Source organism: Tenacibaculum sp. UWU-22, assembly GCF_041021355.1.
GTDB lineage: Bacteria > Bacteroidota > Bacteroidia > Flavobacteriales > Flavobacteriaceae > Polaribacter.
Genome location: NZ_JBFNGP010000004.1, coordinates 22,425 through 40,973, shown reverse-complemented (window position 1 = coordinate 40,973; position 18,549 = coordinate 22,425). Strand labels below are relative to the sequence as shown.

Genomic DNA, 18,549 nt, shown 5'->3' with positions numbered 1-18,549 from the left:
ACATAACCATTTTACTTTTAGCAATTTAAAAAAATAATGCATCTTTTATAATTAATTCTTTTTATTTTTTATTCCACTTAACCTTATTGTATTAATTACTTTTGTTTACTTAATCTAAATAAAAAGGAGCGTATAAATAATAATATACTTATATTCGGGGTAAAATAAATATAATTTTGATTGATAAAATATTAATAGGTATTGCTTTTTCGCCCAACTTAAAGGCTAATTTATTTGAAGCTATTAGATTATCTAATACATTTAAAGCCACTTTAATTGGTGTACATGTTGGACAAAAAACTTCTGAAAAAGAAACCAAACTAAATGCCCTTTTACAAGAAGCACCAAAGGTTTCTAAATCATTTAAAAGTATTTGGCAAGAAGGAGAACCTGTAGATGTTATTTTACAAACCGCACACAACCAAAAAGTAAATTTATTGATACTTGGTGCATTACAAAAAGAAAATATTTATAAATACTATGTAGGTTCTATTGCTCGAAAACTTACTAGAAAGGCTCCCTGCTCGGTACTATTATTAATTAAACCTTCAATTGAAAGAGTACCTTGTAAACACATTATAATAAATGGATTAAAAAGTGAAAAAACTAAAAGAACAATAGCAGTTGGTTTTCAGGTTTGCAAAAAATTAAACTGCAAAAGAGTTACTATTGTTGAAGAAATTAGTCAAGCAGAGCTTGACGTAAAGGTAAGTGATGACTTAACATTACGTAAAACCACTATTTCTAAAGAAAGAATAAAAACACGCGAAGATATACGTGTAAAAAGTATTTTAAAAGAAATTGACACCGAAGATATTATTGTAAAAACTCAAAGTATTTTTGGTCGTCGGGGGTATTCAATTGGGCATTATGCTAAAGTAAAACGAGCCGATTTATTAATTATAAATCCGCCTTCTAAATTAGGTTTATTAGACCGAATTTTTCCACATGATTTAGAATATATTTTATCCGAATTACCAACCGATGTATTAATAGTTAAGTTAGATGAATAAAAAAAATAGGTATAAAACGTTTATAAACGACATTCCTAAAAATTTATTTTCAGGCTTTGTGGTTTCATTAATAGCCTTACCGCTAGGCTTAGGGTTGGCAATAGCTTCTGGAGCTCCTCCTATTTCTGGAGTTATTGCAGCAATAGTAGGTGGTGTCGTAGTAGCTATTTTAGGCGGTTCACATATTACTATTACAGGGCCTGGTAATGGATTAGTGGTGGTAACTCTTGCTGCTATTACTACTTTGGGTAATGGCGATATGTCGCAAGGCTTTTTATACACCTTAGCAGCTATTGTTATTTCGGGTTTTATAATGATTATTCTCGGTTTTTTTAGAATGGGAGCCTTAGGTGATTTTTTCCCTAGCTCGGCTATTCAAGGTATGCTGGCTGCTATTGGCATAGGTATCTTTGCCAAACAAATACATGTAATGTTAGGTAATTTAGATGCAAAAGGAAGCATTATTGCTTTATTACAACAAGTACCTCAAGAAATTTCAAATTTATTACACACACAAAACCAAAGCACATTATATGCAGGATTGGTAGGCATTGGCAGTTTATTAATTATGATTTTTTATAGTAAAATAAGAAATAAATATTTTCAACTAATCCCCGCTCCTATGTGGATTGTGTTTTTAACTGTTGGAATGTATTATTATTACGATTTTTTTACCACTGCAAAATACCCCATTGAGAGTCGATATTTAATTAACTTACCTGATAATGTTTTTTCTACTATTGTTTTTCCTGATTTTAGTAAAATATACCAATTCGATTTTATCAATGCTGTTATTAGTATTACTTTAATTGCTAGTATAGAAAGTTTATTAAGTATAAAGGCTGTTGATAAATTAGACCCTCTAAAACGAAGATCAAATGTAAATAAAGATATTCGTGCTTTAGGTATAGCAACTGTTATTAGTGGCTTTTTAGGTGGTTTAAATGTTGTTGCAGTAATTGCTCGTAGTTCGGTAAATGCAAATAATAACGGTACAAATCGGTCTTCTAATTTTTTTCACGCCCTATTTTTAGCCCTTTTTATATTATTGTTTGCCGTTGAGTTACGTAAAATTCCATTACCCGCTTTAGCCGCCATTTTAGTATATACGGGCTACCGATTAGCTTCTCCAGAAAACATTAAAAAAGTATTTAAAATTGGTAAAGAACAGCTTGTTATTTTTTTAGTTACATTACTTACAACCATTTCAACCAATCTAATAACGGGTATTTTAGTTGGTATTTTAGCTACATTTATAATTCATATTATTATAAATAAAAATGCATTATTGTTTGTTAGAAATGTTTTTAAACCTAATGTTTTAATGTTTAAAGAAGATGGTAAATATTATGTTTCTGTTGATAATTTTTCGAGTTTTTTAAATTACACCAAATTAAAATCGAAACTTGATCAAATACCCGAAACAGAAGATGCCATTGTCGATTTTTCTTTATGCGATTTTGTAGACCACTCGGTAATGGAAAACCTACATAATTATGCTGAAACATTTGACCGCAAAGGTGGACACTTTGAAGTAATTGGGTTAGATGGATATAAAACAGGTAGCGAACACCCCTTTGCCTTACGTAAAAATACTTTTGAAACCCAAACCAATAAAAAAGAAACCCTAACTAAACGACAAACCTATATACAAAAGATTAGTGATGAATTGGGGTGGAAATATCAATTATACCTTACTGAAAAAATAAATAATTTACCCAAATTTGGATATTTTAAAACGCGGAAAATTACTAAAATATCTAATATTTTATATAACAAAAACTGTACATTATTTGATATCGAATTTTCTGAAGGCGAATTAATTGCCAAGCAAGACATCAAGGCTACTATGATGTATATAGCTACCAAAAAAGAGATACCCGAATTTACCTTAGACAAAGAAGGTATTTTTGAATACATCTATCACTTTACAGGGTTTAAAGATATTATTATTGAAAATCATCCCGATTTTTCTCGCCGATTTTACTTATCAGGTAAAGAACCTGAAAAAATTAAAGCGTTTTTTACCAACGACTTAATTTTGTTTTTTGAAAGCAACAAATATTATCATATAGAAGCCAATAAAAACGGATTTTTAATTATCAGTAAAGAGCGATTAGCTGGTGTAAAAGAAATTAAAGCGTTAGCTGATTTTGGTATTCGGTTAAAAAAGGTAATACAAAAAAGCAGTAGCTAAACTTTAAAATATACCGCTAATTACATCATTATTTATATTTATTGCTTTCGAGTCGAAATTAAACTTGCTTTGTAACAAGGTTGCATACACGCTTCTAAAATCGTTTTCAAAAATTAAATCGCCTTTATCTAAATTAATTAAATTGGGGTTTTTACCGATTACGCTTCCTTTGTTGTTACCCCCTACAATAATCATTGGACCTGCAGTACCATGATCGGTACCCATACCATTTTCTTTTACCCTTCTACCAAATTCCGAAAAAACTACTAAAGTAACCCTATCTAACAAATTGTTATGTTTCATGTCTTTATAAAAAGAAAAAATAGCATCATTTAAAATACTTAATTGTTTTTTGTGTCTTTGAATTTGATTGTTATGCGTATCAAAACCATTTAATGAGGTATAGTAAATTCTAGAATTTAAACCACCTTTAATAAGCTTTGACATCCATTCTAAATTTTTAGATAATGGATTGTTTGCATACGATTCATTTAACTTTTCAGCTTTCTTTAACGCTTTATCTATTTCGTCCATGCCTTCTAAAGAAGCATACTCTAACTTTCTTACAAAATCTAACTGCGGATTGTCAGATAATTTTAATTGATTTTCAGGTGTCGCATTATATTGTTTAATTTTATTAAAATTCTTTACCGTTATACTATTTGCAAGACTAGATTTTAAAGAAAGACTATCTATATTGTCAACATTTAATGCCGCTAAACTTTTGTCGTTGCATTGTATATCTAAAAATCTACCCAACCAACCATAATCTAAATACTTATTGCTATCTGATGCGGTTTGCCATATTTCTCGACTTCTAAAATGCGAACGGTTAGGGTTTGGATACCCCACGTTTTGAACAACCGTAAGATTACCGTCTTGCGATATTTTTGCAAAGTCTTTCAATGAAGGGTGAAAACCCATTCCGTTTACTGAATTGATTATTTGATCTTTAGGAATTCCTATTTTTGGTCGTTTTTGATAATACAACGGATCGCTAAAAGGAATAAAAGTATTTAACCCATCGTTGCCTCCATTTAATTGAATAAATATTAAAACATTATCGCTAAGTGTTGTATTAATATCAAACAAATTTTGTGCTGTTAAAAAATTGGGTAAAAGCAACATACCCCCTGTACTGGTTGCAGTAAGTCTAAAAAATTGTCTTCTTTTCATGATTAAATAACTTGAAATTCAGGTCTTTTGGCTAAATATTGGTATACTCTCAAAACACTTTTTTCAACATTTTCAGCATGGGGGTCAAAATCATACTTTAGTATTTCATTAAGCTCAGACCACATCTCTTTATTGGTCTTAAAAATCATTCTATCAGTCAATTCATTCAAAATAACTTTAGCACTATCATCTTTATTAATGTTAATTTCAGGTGTAAAATTAACATTACCGCCTTTGATTTTTTTTAACTGTTTATTTAATTGTTTTTCATAATTCTTCCGTCTATCAATAACAAAATCAATAAATTGATTTCTATCGGCATATATTTGTGAGGTCAACCAATCTTTTCCGCCTTTCCACCCTTTCACATTGGGTTGGTTGTAAATATCCATACTCTGATTTTTGAGTATAAAAGCCATTAACTTATAATTGGGAACGATATTTAAATCATTATGAACTTGTAAAAAATAAATAAGCGGATTTTTAATTTGATTACCTCCATTTAAATTTTTACACTCGTCTATAAACATGGTGTTAAAAAAAGGCTTTAATTCAAAATCATTTTCTTTTAAAACATCACCATACTTAACAATTTTATCTTCAGGTGGATTATCGTAAAAAAACCATTTTAGGGCTTTTTTTGATAAAAAATAAGGCGTGTTTTTTTGTTCAAAAATGATATCAATTACATCATCAATACTATAATTACCCGATTTACCGAAAACTGTTTTTGTAGAATTATCTTTTAAAAATCGGCGATAAACACCTTTTTCTTTACCAAACGAAAGACCTGCTAATGCATGAGCTGTGTTTTTAATATCAGACTCGGTATAATGCCCCTCACCTAAAGTAAATAATTCTAATAATTCTCGCCCTAAATTTTCATTAATATTACCCTTTTTATTCTGCTGATTATCAAGGTATTTAATCATTGCGTTAGAATAAACCATTTCTTTAACTAATACTTTATAATTACCTAACGAATTATTATTAATAGTCTCATAATGTTTATAAATCCAAAAAGGAACTTTTACTGATTTAGACGTTACCACAAAATGATTTTGAAAAAATAAATTTATTTTTTCTCTTAACGGATATTCCGTTTCATTACAGCGTTTTATTACAAATGCTTTCCAATCAAAATTTAATTTGGCTAACTGTTTTGTAATATCTTTTTTATCGCCTCCTTCTTTAACTACTTTTTGCCTTAAAGCCTGTAGTTCTTTTAAACTTTTGGGGCTACTAGAAATAAAATTAGGCTCAGATAACTTATTTGTTGCACTAAGTTGTTTACCTATATATTTAGCAACACCCTTACTTTTAATAATTGAGGCTTGTTTAGTTGAAAACCCCAATCGTAAAGAATTTAAATGATTGATTTCCATTTTCTACTTTTTCTACTTAGACTATTAAAACAAAAAAAGGTTTAGTTTATTTATAATGATGTCTAATATGTAATTGTATAAAAGTAAACAATTTATGCGTTATTTTTTTCTTTAACACCAAAATTTAATCGTTAAAAAACACATTAAACAAAACAAGATATATAATTGTTTATTTTATAAATTTGTTGCAAGAATTAAAATTATGTTAGGCTTACAATTTGAAACTAAAACTTCTTGGGCAGAAGTTGCTAAAAACGGATTAGAACAACTACTTACCGATCATGCATTTGCTGAACAAAAAGCAGCTTCTAATGCTGTTTCTATTATTATCAACTATTCTGAAGAAACTGCACTAGTAAAAGATATGAGTGATATTGCTATCGAAGAAATGGAACATTTTAGAATGGTACATGCTTTAATGGTAGAACGCGGTATGACCCTTGGAAAAGCTACTAAAAACGATTACGCTTTACAACTACAAAAACACTTTACCAAAACAACGAACCGCAATGAAGCTTTAATACATAGATTATTGGTAGCGGCTTTAATTGAGGCTCGTAGTTGCGAACGCTTTAAAGTATTTGCCGATAATATAGGTGATAAAAAATTAGCACAATTTTATTTAGATTTAATGGCTTCAGAAGCTAACCATTATACTTTATTTTTAGGTTATGCACGCAAGTATATGGATAGAAAAATAGTTGATAAAAAATGGAATGACTTACTTGCTTTTGAAGCCTCTATAATGAAAAAAAGAGGCTCTATTGCAAAGGTTCATGGTTAAAATAAAAACAGCCACCTTTTTTATTGTATTTTTGTTTCTTTTTTAACAAATGGAAAAATTAAAAAAACGTTGGGGCATAAAAAGCAACTGGTCAGTAATAGCTATTATTATTGTTTTTGCCATCAATGGCTCTTTTTCTGCTTGGGTAGCTAAGCCCATTACTGAATTTTTAGGGCTACACCCTACAGGTTTACACCCGCTATTATACTGGTTTTTAAGAATTATATTAATATTTCCAATATATCAAATAACGCTACCAATAGTGGGATGGTTATTTGGTCAATTTCGATTTTTTTGGAGTTTTGAAAAAAGATTTCTAACACGTTTAGGATTAGGTTTTCTATTTAAAAATTCTTCAAAATAATTGTTTTATCATCAGTATAATACAATTAAATAAGAAAATTGGCACAAAACTCTCTGAAAAAGAAAACTAAAATGGGTATCTAAAACAAACTGACGTTGAGTAAAAATGGAAAATATAAAAATACAAGATAAGCACCCTGCCGACATAGCTGAACAGCTTACCGAACTTGATGCTAAAAGCAGAAACATATCATTTTTGATGCTTTCAGGAGAGCTTAAATCAAAAGTATTTCCTTATTTTGATACATCTACACAACAAGAAATTGTAAAATCGTTGGGTGATAAAGAATTTGCAGAAGTATTAAATAATCTTAGTCCAGATGATCGAACAACCATTTTAGAAACTTTTCCTGATAACCTTATAAAATATTCGGTAAATCTACTTAACGAAAAAGAAAAAGAAACCGCTTTAAATCTGATTGGTTACCCAAAAGATTGTATCGCTCGATTAATGACCCCACATTACATTCAGGCAAAAAAAGACTGGACTGTACAACAGGTATTAGATAATATCAAAAAATACGGAAAAAAAGCAGAAACCTTAACCTTTGTTTATGTTGTAGACGAAAATAATAAGTTAATTGACGACCTTAAAATAGGACAACTTTTAATGGCTGATAATTCTACAAAATTATCAGAACTTATGGATAATGCTTTTACAAACATTACAACAACAACCTCGTTAGAAGATAGCTTTAATATTTTTGATAAATATGATAGAGCTGCTTTGCCTATAACCACCAATAACGGTATATTGGTAGGCATTGTAACTTTTGATGATATTATGCACAAAATTACCGAACGAGACACAGAAGATATTCAAAAGTTTGGAGGTACAGAAGGTTTAGATTTGTCATATACTAAAACACCCTGGTTAGAATTAGTACACAAAAGAGCGGGATGGCTTATTATACTATTTATTGGTGAAATGCTTACAGCATCAGCAATGGGTTATTTTGATGGAGAAATTCAAAAAGCGGTGGTATTAGCCCTTTTTGTTCCGTTAATTATTTCTAGTGGTGGTAATTCGGGTTCGCAAGCGGCTTCACTTATAATTCGGTCAATGGCATTACAAGAACTAAAATTAAAGGATTGGTGGTATGTAATGCGAAAAGAATTTTTTTCGGGCTTAATGCTTGGTTCTATCTTAGGGTTAATAGGGTTTATTAGAATATTAATTTGGCAAAAAACAGGTATTTACGACTACGGAGAATATTGGTTTTCAATAGCCATTACAGTTGCCATATCTCTAATTTTTATAGTCCTTTGGGGAACATTATCAGGGTCATTAATTCCGTTTTTATTACGATGGATTGGTCTAGACCCTGCTACAGCGTCAGCTCCGTTTGTAGCAACTTTAGTTGATGTTACAGGGCTAATAATTTATTTTACTATAGCAGCCCTATTTTTAAGCGGTAAATTACTCTAAAACTGTTTAGAATTATATAGCGCATCAATATAATAACTATATGCTGGTAGTATACCAACACGCTATATAAGACCAAATAAAAAAGTATTTTTTATGCTTCAATCGTTTGTTTTACTTCTTTACTACTTAATACATAGGTGTATAACCACATAAGTGTAAAGGTAGGTATAACATCTAAACCTGGTAATGCTTCTTCAATAAAACTAACAGCTGCCGCTATTTTACCTTTATTGCCTTTATACATTTTTGTCATTATATAAGCAGAGGCTGGTGCCCATGCGATATCTAAAAATTCGCCTAACCCAGGAATAATAAAAGAAACATATCCTATCGCATCAAAAAACAGGCTTAGCATTAATTTTGTATATTTATTTTCAGTATTCATACACTTTAATTTTAATTTGTTGGTAAACTTTTTAATAGCAAACGTTTAACATTACCGCCCATAATTTTTTGAATATCATTTTTAGAAACACCAAGCTTTAAAAGTTCTTCAACAATTAAGGGTAACCCCGTAACATCAATACTTGCCTCTACTGCTCCATCAAAATCCGAGCCAAGAGCTACAAAATCAGCCCCAACTAAATCAATTACATATTTAATAGCCTTAGCTGTTGATTTAACAGTAGTGTCACAAGTTGCTTTTTTAAACATCGCAATACAAATTAAACCTCCTGTTTTAGCAATACCTTTTATATGTTTATCAGATAAGTTTCTAACATTATCACAGGTTCCTTTAACCCCTGTATGTGAGTCTATTATTGGCTTTTTAGTCATGGCTAATATGTCATCAATCATTTTTGGTGAAGCATGAGCTACATCGACAAGCATATTTTTTTCTTGCATTTTAGCAATTACTTTTTTACCAAAATCAGTCAATCCTTCTCCAGAAACTCCATGAGCAGACCCTCCTAAAGCGTTATCAAAAAAGTGTGTAGGTGCCATCATTCTAACTCCTGCATTGTATAGCACATCTACATTTTCAAGCTTTTTACTAAGAGCATGCGCTCCTTCAACACCTATAAACCCAGCTGTGATTTCAGTATTATTTTTCTTATCAAGAATGTATTTTTCTAATTGATTTTTAGAGGTAATCACTCTAAATTTTCCGTTTGATTTTTTAGCGAATTTATACAAGTTTTTACATTGCTGTAAAGCTCGTTCGGTTAAATTAAACCATGTTTTTACAGGATTACCTTGCGCAATAACAAGCGAGGTTATTTGATCAGAATTACCGTCATTTTTATCGAAGTTTTGCCCTTTAGGCGATTTTGTAACAATAGTAAAGGCTTGTAAAGCTACATGAGCCTCTAACAATCTAGGTATATCAACATGTCCGTAAGTGTTTTTAGTTAATAAGTTTCTATTCCATAACAATGCATCACAATGCATATCGGCTTTAAAATTAAGCGAATCGTATAACTTTTTTGCCTCGCTTGATATTTTATATGGGGGTAATAATGTTGTAGTATTTTTTATCTTATCAATTACAGTAGGAACGATAAGTGTTAGTAAAAAATAACAACCCAACAAGATTAATAGCACTTTAATTATTTTTTTCATTATGCAATACAAATTTTAATAAGTTTGTCTTAAAACACCAAGATATGAATTTTGACTCGTTTTTATCTAAAATAAATTTATTAAAAGTAAAAGAATTGGGCGGTTTAAAAACACAATATAAGCTTGCCCCTGCTACTCGGCTACAATATACTCCTGAAAAAATAAAAAATAAAAATCCAAAAAAAGCAGCCGTTTTAGCTCTTTTTTATCCTGATAAAAATAATAAAACTACTTTTTTATTGACTAAAAGGGCGAGCTATAACGGAACACATTCAGGACAAATAAGCTTTCCAGGAGGGAAAACAGAAAAAACCGACCTTAATTTACAAGAAACAGCATTACGAGAAACCTATGAAGAAGTAGGCGTTTCAACACCAACTATAAAAGTTATTAGAGAACTTACCGATATATATATTCCGCCTAGTAATTTTTTAGCAACCCCCTTTATTGCCTATACTAATACACAACCTAATTTTAAATACAATAGTGAAGTAGCTGAACTTATTGAAGTTTTGGCATCTGATTTATTAAATAAGCTAAATTTAACTTCAGCAAAAATTAGCACACCATATATGAAAAATGTAACGGTTCCTTGCTTTAAACTAAATAATTATGTAGTTTGGGGGGCAACTGCCATGATACTAGCAGAAATTAAAGAATTATTAATTTCTTAGACTTCTGCATTTTGTTTTGTATTTTGCGGCTCTAAAAATTTAAAATTAATGCCTTTATTTAAAAGGAACATCTTTGGTCAAGTATTATTTATAAAAAAGTGGCTTATCCGAATATTCGGATTAATTTCTCATGGACGTTACCACAGATTTAATAACCTGCAAATTGAAGGGTCTGAAATTATTAGAAAGCTTCCTGAAACAAATGTGTTGTTTATTTCTAATCATCAAACTTATTTTGCAGATGTAGCCGCAATGCTTCATGTATTTAATGCAGCTTTAAAAGGGCGTGATGATTCTATAAAAAATGTAGGGTATATCTGGAACCCCAAATTAAACATTTACTATGTAGCTGCTGGAGAAACTATGCGTGCTGGCTTATTACCAAAATTATTTGCCTATACGGGTTCTGTTTCTATTGATCGTACTTGGCGTAGTGCCGGTAAAAATGTAAACAGACAAGTTAAAATGAGCGATATTTCTAATATTGGTAAAGCTTTAAAAGATGGTTGGCTTATTACTTTTCCGCAGGGTACAACTACTCCTTTTAAACCCATACGACGAGGCACAGCACACATTATAAAAACATATAAACCAATAGTTGTACCTATTGTTATTGATGGTTTCAGACGCTCTTTTGACAAAAAAGGATTGCAAATAAAAAAACGAAATGTTTTACAATCAATGGTTATTAAAGAGCCTTTAGAAATTGATTATGAAAATGAAGAAATAAGTGAAATTATAAAAAAAATACAATTCGCTATAGAACAAGACCCCTCCTTTTTAAAAGTAATTTCGGTAGAAGAATATGCTAAACAAGAAGAGGCTTTAAATAAACAACGTAATTTCTGGGGATAAAATACAAAATGGGCTAGTCAAACTCTTTTTAAGAGACTAACCAACCCCCTCATTATATTTTAAAACACCCTGCCTTGTTAAAATAAAATGGTGTTTAAAAAGCTTACTTATTAGCAGCTATCCAATTGTTTATTTTATTTTCGAGTAATTTTAACGGAATACACCCTGTTTCTAAAACTTGATTGTGAAACTCTCGAATATCAAACTTATCACCTAATTCTTTTTGTGCTTTTGTTCGTAGTTCTCTAATTTTCATTTGTCCAATCTTATACGACAAAGCCTGCCCTGGATTTGCCATATAACGTTCAATTTCAGAAATAATACTGGCTTTAGGTTCTGCTTCATTATCTAAAGAGTATTGAATGGCTTTTTCTCTACTCCAACCTTTAGCATGTATACCTGTATCAACTACTAATCGAATAGCTCGATGCATTTCCATACTTAACATACCAAAATATTGATATGGATCGGTATACAAACCTAATTCTTTACCTAAACTTTCGGTATATAAAGCCCACCCTTCACCATAAGCACTATACCATAGAGTTTTTCTAAATTCAGGAAGTTCTGTATTTTCTTGAGTTAATGAAATTTGATAATGGTGACCAGGAATAGCCTCGTGTAAAAATAAAGCTTCATCAGAATAAACGTTGTATTTTGAAGCATCAGGTATGGGTACGTAAAAAATTCCAGGGCGTGTACCGTCTAAAGAACCTTGATTGTATTCGGCACTAGCAGAAGCTTCTCTAAATTTTTCAGTTTGTTTAACCTTAAAAGGTGTTTTGGGTTTATGATTAAACAGTTTGTTTAATTGCGGCGTCATTCTTTTTAAAATAGCATAAAAATTATCAATAATTTCTTTAGGCGTTTTATAAGGCATTAACGCTTTATCTTCTCTTACATAATTAAAAAAATCTTTTAAGTTACCTTTAAAACCTACTTCTTGCTTTACTTTTTCCATCTCTAAGGAAATTCTAGCAACTTCTTTTAACCCTAACGAATGTATTTGATCAGCCGTCATATCGGTTGTTGTATAGAATTTTATCGCATGGTTATAATATTCTTTTCCGTGTGGCACACCATCTATACCACTATCTTCCCTCCCTGCTTTAAGATAGTCGGTTTGTAAAAATTTAGATACTAACTTAAATGTTGGTATCAATTTATCATGCAACATTTTTGTATACAAATCGGTTAAATTTTCTTTTTCTTTTGAAGAAAAACTAGCTGGAAATTTTTTTATCGGACTGTAAAACAAATGATCTGTAAGTTTTGTATCTGCTAACACTTTAAATTGTGGAATAATTTTTTTTATTAACGATTTTGGCAATACATACCCTTCTTTTATTCCTTGTTGCATACGTTGTTCTGCAAAGTGAAGCCACGTATCAAATTTATCTAGCCTACTTAACCAATTATGATAGTCTTTCACTGTTTTAAAGGGTTGTGCACTCTCTGCACTTGCAAACTGCCCCATAACTAAATTTACAGTCCACATTTGATTTATAGGCATTAATAAATCATTTTTAAAACTGTTTTGTTCTAACTGCATATTACATTCCCAATCCAAAATTTTTTTACTCATCTGTTGGCTCTTTGTTAAATCAGAATCGTTAAAATCGGTTAACAAGGTTTTGTATCGAGTATAAAAGTCTTTAACTTTTAATTGATAGGCATCAGATAAAGTATTTGGAAACTTATCATTAAATCTATTATCGCCAGCATAGGTTGCATTTATTGGGTCTAATGCTAACTTACCCTCGTTATAATCGTGCAATAATTGATTAAAGGCACTATTTTCTTTTATTGGTGTTTGTTCTTTTTTAGACATTTGTTTACAAGAAAAAGCTGTTATCAAAATTATAAAAAGCGATAGATAAGTAGTTTTCATTCGGTTTTATGTTATAAATAATCAACAAATATAACACGATTATTAGGTTTAAAAGCTAAAAAACAGCTTACTAGCTAAGTATTTTAGTTTTTTTAACAAAAATTTATTACCAAAGTAAAACTACATCTATTATTAATCTGATAATATTATGGTAGATTTATTTATAATGTTATTAAAAATATTACTTTTTATGTTAAAAAAACCACAACCAAATAATAAAGAGGGTTGATTATGTGTGTTTTACGTTTTTTTTCGTAAATTTGCGGCGCGAAACAGAAATTAATAAATTATTAAAAATCTACTTTTACTAATTTTAGGAATTGGAATTGTAATAAGTTTTACAATCAACAATCCGAAAAACCCAAAAACCATAACAAATTCGAGGGTTGAAAAGTACAACATCAAAGCTCCTTTTTTAAAAAAAGACTTCATCGGTTTTAAAGAAGCTATTGCATTTAAAGAATCTCAAGGTAAGTATACCGTTGTAAATTCGTTAGGATATTTAGGTAAATATCAATTTGGAAAAACTACACTACACCGCTTAAAAGTTTATAATACTAAAGATTTTTTACATAACGCAGAGTTACAAGAACGCGCTTTTATTGCACTTTGCAAAGTTAACAAATACATTTTACGACGCGACATTGAGCGATTTAATGGTAAAAAAATTAACGGAATAAAAATTACCGAATCTGGTATACTAGCTGCCGCTCATTTAAGTGGCGCAGGTAATGTAAAAAAGTTTTTACGAAGTTATGGTAAATACCAATTTAATGACGCTTTTGGAACTTCGATTGAACAGTATCTAAAAAAATTTGCTGGATATGATGTTTCAAATATAAAAGCCGATAAAAAAGCAAGCGTATAAGGTAAACAAAACGTACAAAAAATTAAAAAAGCCTCGTTGTTTAAATAACATCGAGGTTTTTTTATGTTTAATTTTATTTATCTTCCTCTATTTTAATTGAAAAAACATCAAAAACCACTTTGTTTCCTTAATTAATTTGGTCTGTAATCGCTCATAGCACTGTCGTTTTTTCTTTTTGCATGATCAAAACCATATTGCCACCACTTAGCCATTTTTTTCTTATCAAAAACTAATGAATTTGTAGTTAAAACAGTAGGCGTATAATATAAGTTTAATTCAACATCATTTGCATTTGCCATTAGTTTTCCTATAGCGATATTGTGTTTTTCTACATGTTCTAACATAAAATCAAAAACATCTAACATCAATGAAAATGGGTTTTTAACAGGAATTCTATTTACCTGTGTTACTTCGGTTTCTAATATAACCACATCGATTTGTTTAGCCCCTCGTAAAACAGCCTCTTTAATAGGTACCAAACAACCAAAACCCCCATCGGCATATTGGCAATTATTTTTTTCTAGCAAACTCATAAACGGAACATAATTACACGAACCCCAAACCCAATCGCAAAAATCATCGTAAGAACACTCTAATATCGATTTATACTCTATTTGATTTGTTGTTAGGTTAGCAACCGTTACTACAACCTCTTTATTTTCTTCTCTAATTTGATCGTACATAGCTTGGGTAATATTTTTTTTGATAAGCCTTCGTAACGATTTACTTTCTCCAAAAGTTTTTCTACCATTTATTAAATTCCAAAGTGTATTTCTATGACGGATAGAAATTACATCGGCACCGTGTCTCTTTTTTATTTTAAACGGACTATTACTAAATATTGCTTTTTGATTTACGTTTGTGTATAACAACTTTAATTGATCAACTCTATTTAAAGCCAAGTGCGAAACCAATAAGCTACCTGTAGAAGTGCCTAAAAATAAATCGTAATTATTCTTTTTTTCTCTAATTAAATACTCTGCCACACCTCCTGCAAATGCTCCCTTACTGCCTCCTCCCGAAATAACCAATGCTTTTTTCATTCAATTTTTAAATATAAATACGATTACAAAAAAGAATCAATGTAGTAACTATTGTTCTTAAACCATCTAACACCTTTTCATTAATTTTAAATAAAAATTAATTACTTTCGAGCGTTAAAAGTATAAAAAAGTAAATTTATAGGGCAATTATTTACCTATAACCTAACTATTGTTCTATTTTAAGTTTACAAAAACTGTAAAAATTCATTAATCTTTTAACGATTATCTTTTACTAATTTGTAATTAGTTCTTAGTATTACAATCGTTTAAATCGAAAAACAAAATGAGCAGAATTGCGTTTCTTTTTTTTATCAGCATAGTTATAATTTCTTGTAAAAAAGAATATCAACCTAGAACTCTTGACAAAATAGCTATTAAAGCGTTTAAAATGGATAGCACCAGTATCCGAGCCATTAAAGCAATTGATAAAAACACGCTTTATTTCGCGGGTTCTCGTGGCGATGTAGGATATACTAAAGATGGTGGAAAATCATGGACTATAGAGTATTTACGATACCAAGATACTCTTATACCGCATTTTAGAAGTATTGCTTTTAATGGCTCGGATATATTTGTTTTATCAATTGCTAATCCTGCACTACTATACAAAATAGCAGCCGATAAAAACAAACTTGTTTATGTAGAAAACAACAATAAAGTATTTTACGATGCTATGCGTTTTTTTAGCGACAAAATACACGGAATTGCTGTTGGAGACCCAATAACCAACTGCCCCTCTGTTATTGTAACTGATAATGGAGGTGATAGCTGGACTAAGATTTCGTGCGACAACCTACCTAAATTTGAACAAGAAGAAGCCTTTTTTGCTGCGAGCAATACGAATATTAAAATTATTGACAATATTATTTGGATTGCCTCCGGCGGAAAAAAAGCGAGAGTATTAAAATCGGTCGATAAGGGTAAAACTTGGCAAGTATACAACACCCCTATTGTTCAAGGTAATGGACCACAAGGTATTTACTCAATAGATTTTTATGATAAAAATAACGGAATTATTATTGGAGGCAACTATGCAAATCCAGAAGCAAATATAGCAAACAAAGCCATTACTACCGATGGCGGTAAAACATGGCAATTAGTTGCCAACGGGCAAAACCCTGCCTATAAAAGTTGTGTGCAATATGTACCCAACACCAATGGAAAAGAAATTTTTGCTGTTGGTAAAACTGGAATCGATTTTTCTAATGATGGCGGTATAACATGGAAAAAAGTAAGTAACGAAAGTTATTATAGTATACAATTTGTAAATGCAACTACAGCTTGGTTATCAGGCAATAATAAAATTGGAAAATTAGTATTTTAAAAGTCAAAAATAAGAGTTGCTAATTTTAAGTTTTAACAATAAAATTACTATAGAGTCGGTAAAAAAAGTGCTACTACTATTATTTATAAAATTTTATTATCACTGTATATAATTATTGTTGATAATATTTTTATTTTTATCATAAAAAATTATACTAATGACCATTACCCAACTAAAATATATTTTATCAGTAGCTGAATACAAAAATTTTACTATTGCATCTGAGCATAGTTTTGTTACACAGCCTACATTAAGTATGCAAATTCAAAAACTAGAAGAAGAGTTAGATGTTAAAATTTTTAACCGATCAAAAAAACCTATCGAATTAACTGAAATAGGCAAATTAATTATTAAACAGGCAAAAGTAATTGTTGACGAGAGCAATCGAATTACAGATATTGTTCATCAACAAAAAGGATATATTGGTGGTGAGTTTAAACTAGGTATTATCCCTACAATTATGCCAACTTTATTGCCTATGTTTTTACCTAATTTCACCAATAAATACCCAAAAGTTAGACTCATTATAGAAGAATTAACAACCGAAGAAATTATTAAAAAATTAATCGACGGGCATATCGATGCAGCTATAGCTGCAACTCCGCTAGAAAATGAAGCCATTAAAGAACGCCCTTTATATTACGAACCTTTTGTTGGTCTTGTTCCGCAAAATCATCGATTATTTAATAACGATAAAATAACTCCTGAAGAACTAGAAATAGAGGATATTTTGTTGTTAGAAGATGGGCATTGTTTTAAAAACAGCATAATTAACCTATGTATGGCTGAAAAAATTAATAATAAAAAAAGTTTTCAGCTTGAAAGCGGTAGCTTTGATACCTTAATTAAGTTATCAAAAGATGGTTTAGGAATGACCCTATTACCCTATTTACACACATTGGATTTAAACGAAGTTGACAAAAGCTATTTAAGAGAATTTATTGCCCCCTCTCCCGCTCGTGAAGTAAGCTTAATCTATCATAAGTCGCAATTAAAAAAACAAACTATAGAAGCTTTAAAAAACACTATTGACGGTGTTGTAAGAGGAGCTATTTCGTTTAGTGATGTAAAAATAATTAGCCCTATTCAACAAAATTAAAGTTTAAAACCTTATTCAAAACGCTAAAACCCTTTTTGTTTTTTAATGAAACACATCAGCAGCACACAAAATCCGTATATAAAAGACTTGCTAAAATTGCAAGAAAAACAGCGAGAACGCAATAAAAAACAGCGATTTATCGTAGAAGGAAAAAAAGAAATTACCTTAGCATTAAAAGCAAACTACGACATTGAAGCAGTACTTTTTGTTCCTGATTTGTTTTCAGAAAAAAACCTTACTTTATTTAATTTAACTACCCCTAATCTTATTACAATTACCAAAGAGGTTTATCAAAAGCTAGCATATCGAAATTCAACCGAAGGTATTATAGCGGTATCTAAAACAAAAGATTTTTCACTAAAAAATATCCGTTTTAAAACTAAAAAACCCTTGATTTTAGTGATGGAAGCTATTGAAAAACCTGGAAACATTGGGGCTTTATTACGAACTGCCGATGCTGCTAATATTGATGCTGTTTTAATAGCCAATCCGAAAACCGATTTATACAACCCAAATACCATCCGCTCTAGTGTTGGCTGTATTTTTACCAATCAAATTGCCGTAGCTACTTCTGATGAAATTATTAGTTATTTACAGCAAAATAACATTAATATATACGTGGCCACACTACAAAATGCCAATGCGTATTACAAAGAAAACTATACTACTGCTTCAGCAATTGTGGTAGGCACAGAAGCAACTGGATTAACCCAAATTTGGCGCGAACATGCAACACAACATATTGTTATTCCAATGCAGGGCGCAATTGATTCTATGAATGTTTCAGTAGCGGCTGCCATTGTTATTTTTGAAGCAAAACGGCAACGTCAATTTAAAAGCTAAATATTTGTTATTTAGAAAACTACTATAAAGCTCTTTTTTAAA

The 18,549-nt window shown here is 30.4% G+C and carries 17 protein-coding genes; 11 read left to right on the top strand and 6 right to left on the bottom strand.

What is annotated here, in order from left to right:
* The first annotated feature begins 170 nt into the window (after positions 1-170).
* Both AB2B44_RS07880 and AB2B44_RS07875 read left to right on the top strand, forming a co-directional pair.
* A complete protein-coding gene (locus AB2B44_RS07880; RefSeq protein ID WP_369049202.1) occupies positions 171-1,013 on the top strand; it encodes a universal stress protein in 843 nt (280 codons plus the stop codon).
* A complete protein-coding gene (locus AB2B44_RS07875) occupies positions 1,006-3,210 on the top strand; it encodes a SulP family inorganic anion transporter (RefSeq protein ID WP_369049027.1) in 2,205 nt (734 codons plus the stop codon). The genes AB2B44_RS07880 and AB2B44_RS07875 overlap by 8 nt, the downstream gene beginning before the upstream one ends.
* A gap of 3 nt (positions 3,211-3,213) precedes the next feature.
* Here AB2B44_RS07875 and AB2B44_RS07870 read toward each other — a convergent pair whose 3' ends face one another.
* Positions 3,214-4,386 (bottom strand): DUF1501 domain-containing protein, encoded by a 1,173-nt coding sequence (locus tag AB2B44_RS07870; protein WP_369049026.1) that lies wholly within the window; start codon positions 4,384-4,386, stop codon positions 3,214-3,216.
* Positions 4,387-4,388: 2 nt separating this feature from the next.
* Entirely contained in the window at positions 4,389-5,771 is a 1,383-nt protein-coding gene (locus AB2B44_RS07865) for a DUF1800 family protein (protein ID WP_369049025.1), read from the bottom strand.
* Between the two features lie 202 nt (positions 5,772-5,973).
* Here AB2B44_RS07865 and AB2B44_RS07860 point away from each other — a divergent pair, with 202 nt between their 5' ends.
* From AB2B44_RS07860 to mgtE, 3 genes are all read left to right on the top strand, one after another.
* On the top strand, positions 5,974-6,555 hold the full coding sequence (locus AB2B44_RS07860) for a tRNA-(ms[2]io[6]A)-hydroxylase (RefSeq protein ID WP_369049024.1): 582 nt from the start codon (positions 5,974-5,976) through the stop codon (positions 6,553-6,555).
* Positions 6,556-6,604: 49 nt separating this feature from the next.
* Positions 6,605-6,919, top strand: coding sequence for a DUF6787 family protein (locus AB2B44_RS07855; protein WP_369049023.1), 315 nt, complete (start codon positions 6,605-6,607; stop codon positions 6,917-6,919).
* Positions 6,920-7,033: 114 nt separating this feature from the next.
* Positions 7,034-8,347 (top strand): magnesium transporter, encoded by a 1,314-nt coding sequence (mgtE, locus tag AB2B44_RS07850; RefSeq protein WP_369049201.1) that lies wholly within the window; start codon positions 7,034-7,036, stop codon positions 8,345-8,347.
* A 91-nt stretch (positions 8,348-8,438) separates the two neighbouring features.
* Here the strand turns inward: mgtE and AB2B44_RS07845 are convergent, their stop codons facing one another.
* On the bottom strand, positions 8,439-8,732 hold the full coding sequence (locus tag AB2B44_RS07845) for a hypothetical protein (protein ID WP_369049022.1): 294 nt from the start codon (positions 8,730-8,732) through the stop codon (positions 8,439-8,441).
* A gap of 11 nt (positions 8,733-8,743) precedes the next feature.
* Positions 8,744-9,910, bottom strand: a complete 1,167-nt coding sequence (locus tag AB2B44_RS07840; protein ID WP_369049021.1) for a dipeptidase — start codon at positions 9,908-9,910, stop codon at positions 8,744-8,746.
* Positions 9,911-9,954: 44 nt separating this feature from the next.
* On the opposite strand from AB2B44_RS07840, the gene AB2B44_RS07835 reads away from it, so the two are divergent.
* Positions 9,955-10,584 carry a CoA pyrophosphatase gene (locus AB2B44_RS07835; protein ID WP_369049020.1) on the top strand — a complete coding sequence of 210 codons (630 nt, stop codon included), beginning with the start codon at positions 9,955-9,957 and terminating at the stop codon, positions 10,582-10,584.
* Positions 10,585-10,632: 48 nt separating this feature from the next.
* A complete protein-coding gene (locus AB2B44_RS07830) occupies positions 10,633-11,439 on the top strand; it encodes a lysophospholipid acyltransferase family protein (protein WP_369049019.1) in 807 nt (268 codons plus the stop codon).
* A gap of 103 nt (positions 11,440-11,542) precedes the next feature.
* Here AB2B44_RS07830 and AB2B44_RS07825 read toward each other — a convergent pair whose 3' ends face one another.
* A complete protein-coding gene (locus AB2B44_RS07825) occupies positions 11,543-13,330 on the bottom strand; it encodes a DUF885 family protein (protein WP_369049018.1) in 1,788 nt (595 codons plus the stop codon).
* A 343-nt stretch (positions 13,331-13,673) separates the two neighbouring features.
* Here AB2B44_RS07825 and AB2B44_RS07820 point away from each other — a divergent pair, with 343 nt between their 5' ends.
* Positions 13,674-14,198, top strand: coding sequence for a peptidoglycan-binding protein LysM (locus AB2B44_RS07820; RefSeq protein WP_369049200.1), 525 nt, complete (start codon positions 13,674-13,676; stop codon positions 14,196-14,198).
* 131 nt (positions 14,199-14,329) lie between these two features.
* On the opposite strand, the gene AB2B44_RS07815 is transcribed toward AB2B44_RS07820, so the two are convergent.
* Entirely contained in the window at positions 14,330-15,241 is a 912-nt protein-coding gene (locus AB2B44_RS07815; protein WP_369049017.1) for a patatin family protein, read from the bottom strand.
* Between the two features lie 283 nt (positions 15,242-15,524).
* Here AB2B44_RS07815 and AB2B44_RS07810 point away from each other — a divergent pair, with 283 nt between their 5' ends.
* The 3 genes from AB2B44_RS07810 to AB2B44_RS07800 all read left to right on the top strand — a co-directional run bounded on the left by AB2B44_RS07810 (position 15,525) and on the right by AB2B44_RS07800 (position 18,507).
* Positions 15,525-16,565: an oxidoreductase gene (locus AB2B44_RS07810; protein WP_369049016.1), complete on the top strand. Its 1,041-nt coding sequence runs from the start codon at positions 15,525-15,527 to the stop codon at positions 16,563-16,565.
* A gap of 157 nt (positions 16,566-16,722) precedes the next feature.
* A complete protein-coding gene (locus AB2B44_RS07805) occupies positions 16,723-17,664 on the top strand; it encodes a hydrogen peroxide-inducible genes activator (protein WP_369049015.1) in 942 nt (313 codons plus the stop codon).
* A 45-nt stretch (positions 17,665-17,709) separates the two neighbouring features.
* Positions 17,710-18,507 (top strand): TrmH family RNA methyltransferase, encoded by a 798-nt coding sequence (locus AB2B44_RS07800; protein ID WP_369049014.1) that lies wholly within the window; start codon positions 17,710-17,712, stop codon positions 18,505-18,507.
* The last annotated feature ends 42 nt before the right edge of the window (positions 18,508-18,549 follow it).

Coding starts and splice junctions, on each gene's coding strand:
- AB2B44_RS07875 (WP_369049027.1), top strand. CDS start 1,006: ATGAATAAAAAAAATAGGTATAAAACGTTTATAAACGACATTCCTAAA.
- AB2B44_RS07870 (WP_369049026.1), bottom strand. CDS start 4,386: ATGAAAAGAAGACAATTTTTTAGACTTACTGCAACCAGTACAGGGGGT.
- AB2B44_RS07865 (WP_369049025.1), bottom strand. CDS start 5,771: ATGGAAATCAATCATTTAAATTCTTTACGATTGGGGTTTTCAACTAAA.
- AB2B44_RS07860 (WP_369049024.1), top strand. CDS start 5,974: ATGTTAGGCTTACAATTTGAAACTAAAACTTCTTGGGCAGAAGTTGCT.
- AB2B44_RS07855 (WP_369049023.1), top strand. CDS start 6,605: ATGGAAAAATTAAAAAAACGTTGGGGCATAAAAAGCAACTGGTCAGTA.
- AB2B44_RS07845 (WP_369049022.1), bottom strand. CDS start 8,732: ATGAATACTGAAAATAAATATACAAAATTAATGCTAAGCCTGTTTTTT.
- AB2B44_RS07840 (WP_369049021.1), bottom strand. CDS start 9,910: ATGAAAAAAATAATTAAAGTGCTATTAATCTTGTTGGGTTGTTATTTT.
- AB2B44_RS07835 (WP_369049020.1), top strand. CDS start 9,955: ATGAATTTTGACTCGTTTTTATCTAAAATAAATTTATTAAAAGTAAAA.
- AB2B44_RS07830 (WP_369049019.1), top strand. CDS start 10,633: ATGCCTTTATTTAAAAGGAACATCTTTGGTCAAGTATTATTTATAAAA.
- AB2B44_RS07825 (WP_369049018.1), bottom strand. CDS start 13,330: ATGAAAACTACTTATCTATCGCTTTTTATAATTTTGATAACAGCTTTT.
- AB2B44_RS07815 (WP_369049017.1), bottom strand. CDS start 15,241: ATGAAAAAAGCATTGGTTATTTCGGGAGGAGGCAGTAAGGGAGCATTT.
- AB2B44_RS07810 (WP_369049016.1), top strand. CDS start 15,525: ATGAGCAGAATTGCGTTTCTTTTTTTTATCAGCATAGTTATAATTTCT.
- AB2B44_RS07805 (WP_369049015.1), top strand. CDS start 16,723: ATGACCATTACCCAACTAAAATATATTTTATCAGTAGCTGAATACAAA.
- AB2B44_RS07800 (WP_369049014.1), top strand. CDS start 17,710: ATGAAACACATCAGCAGCACACAAAATCCGTATATAAAAGACTTGCTA.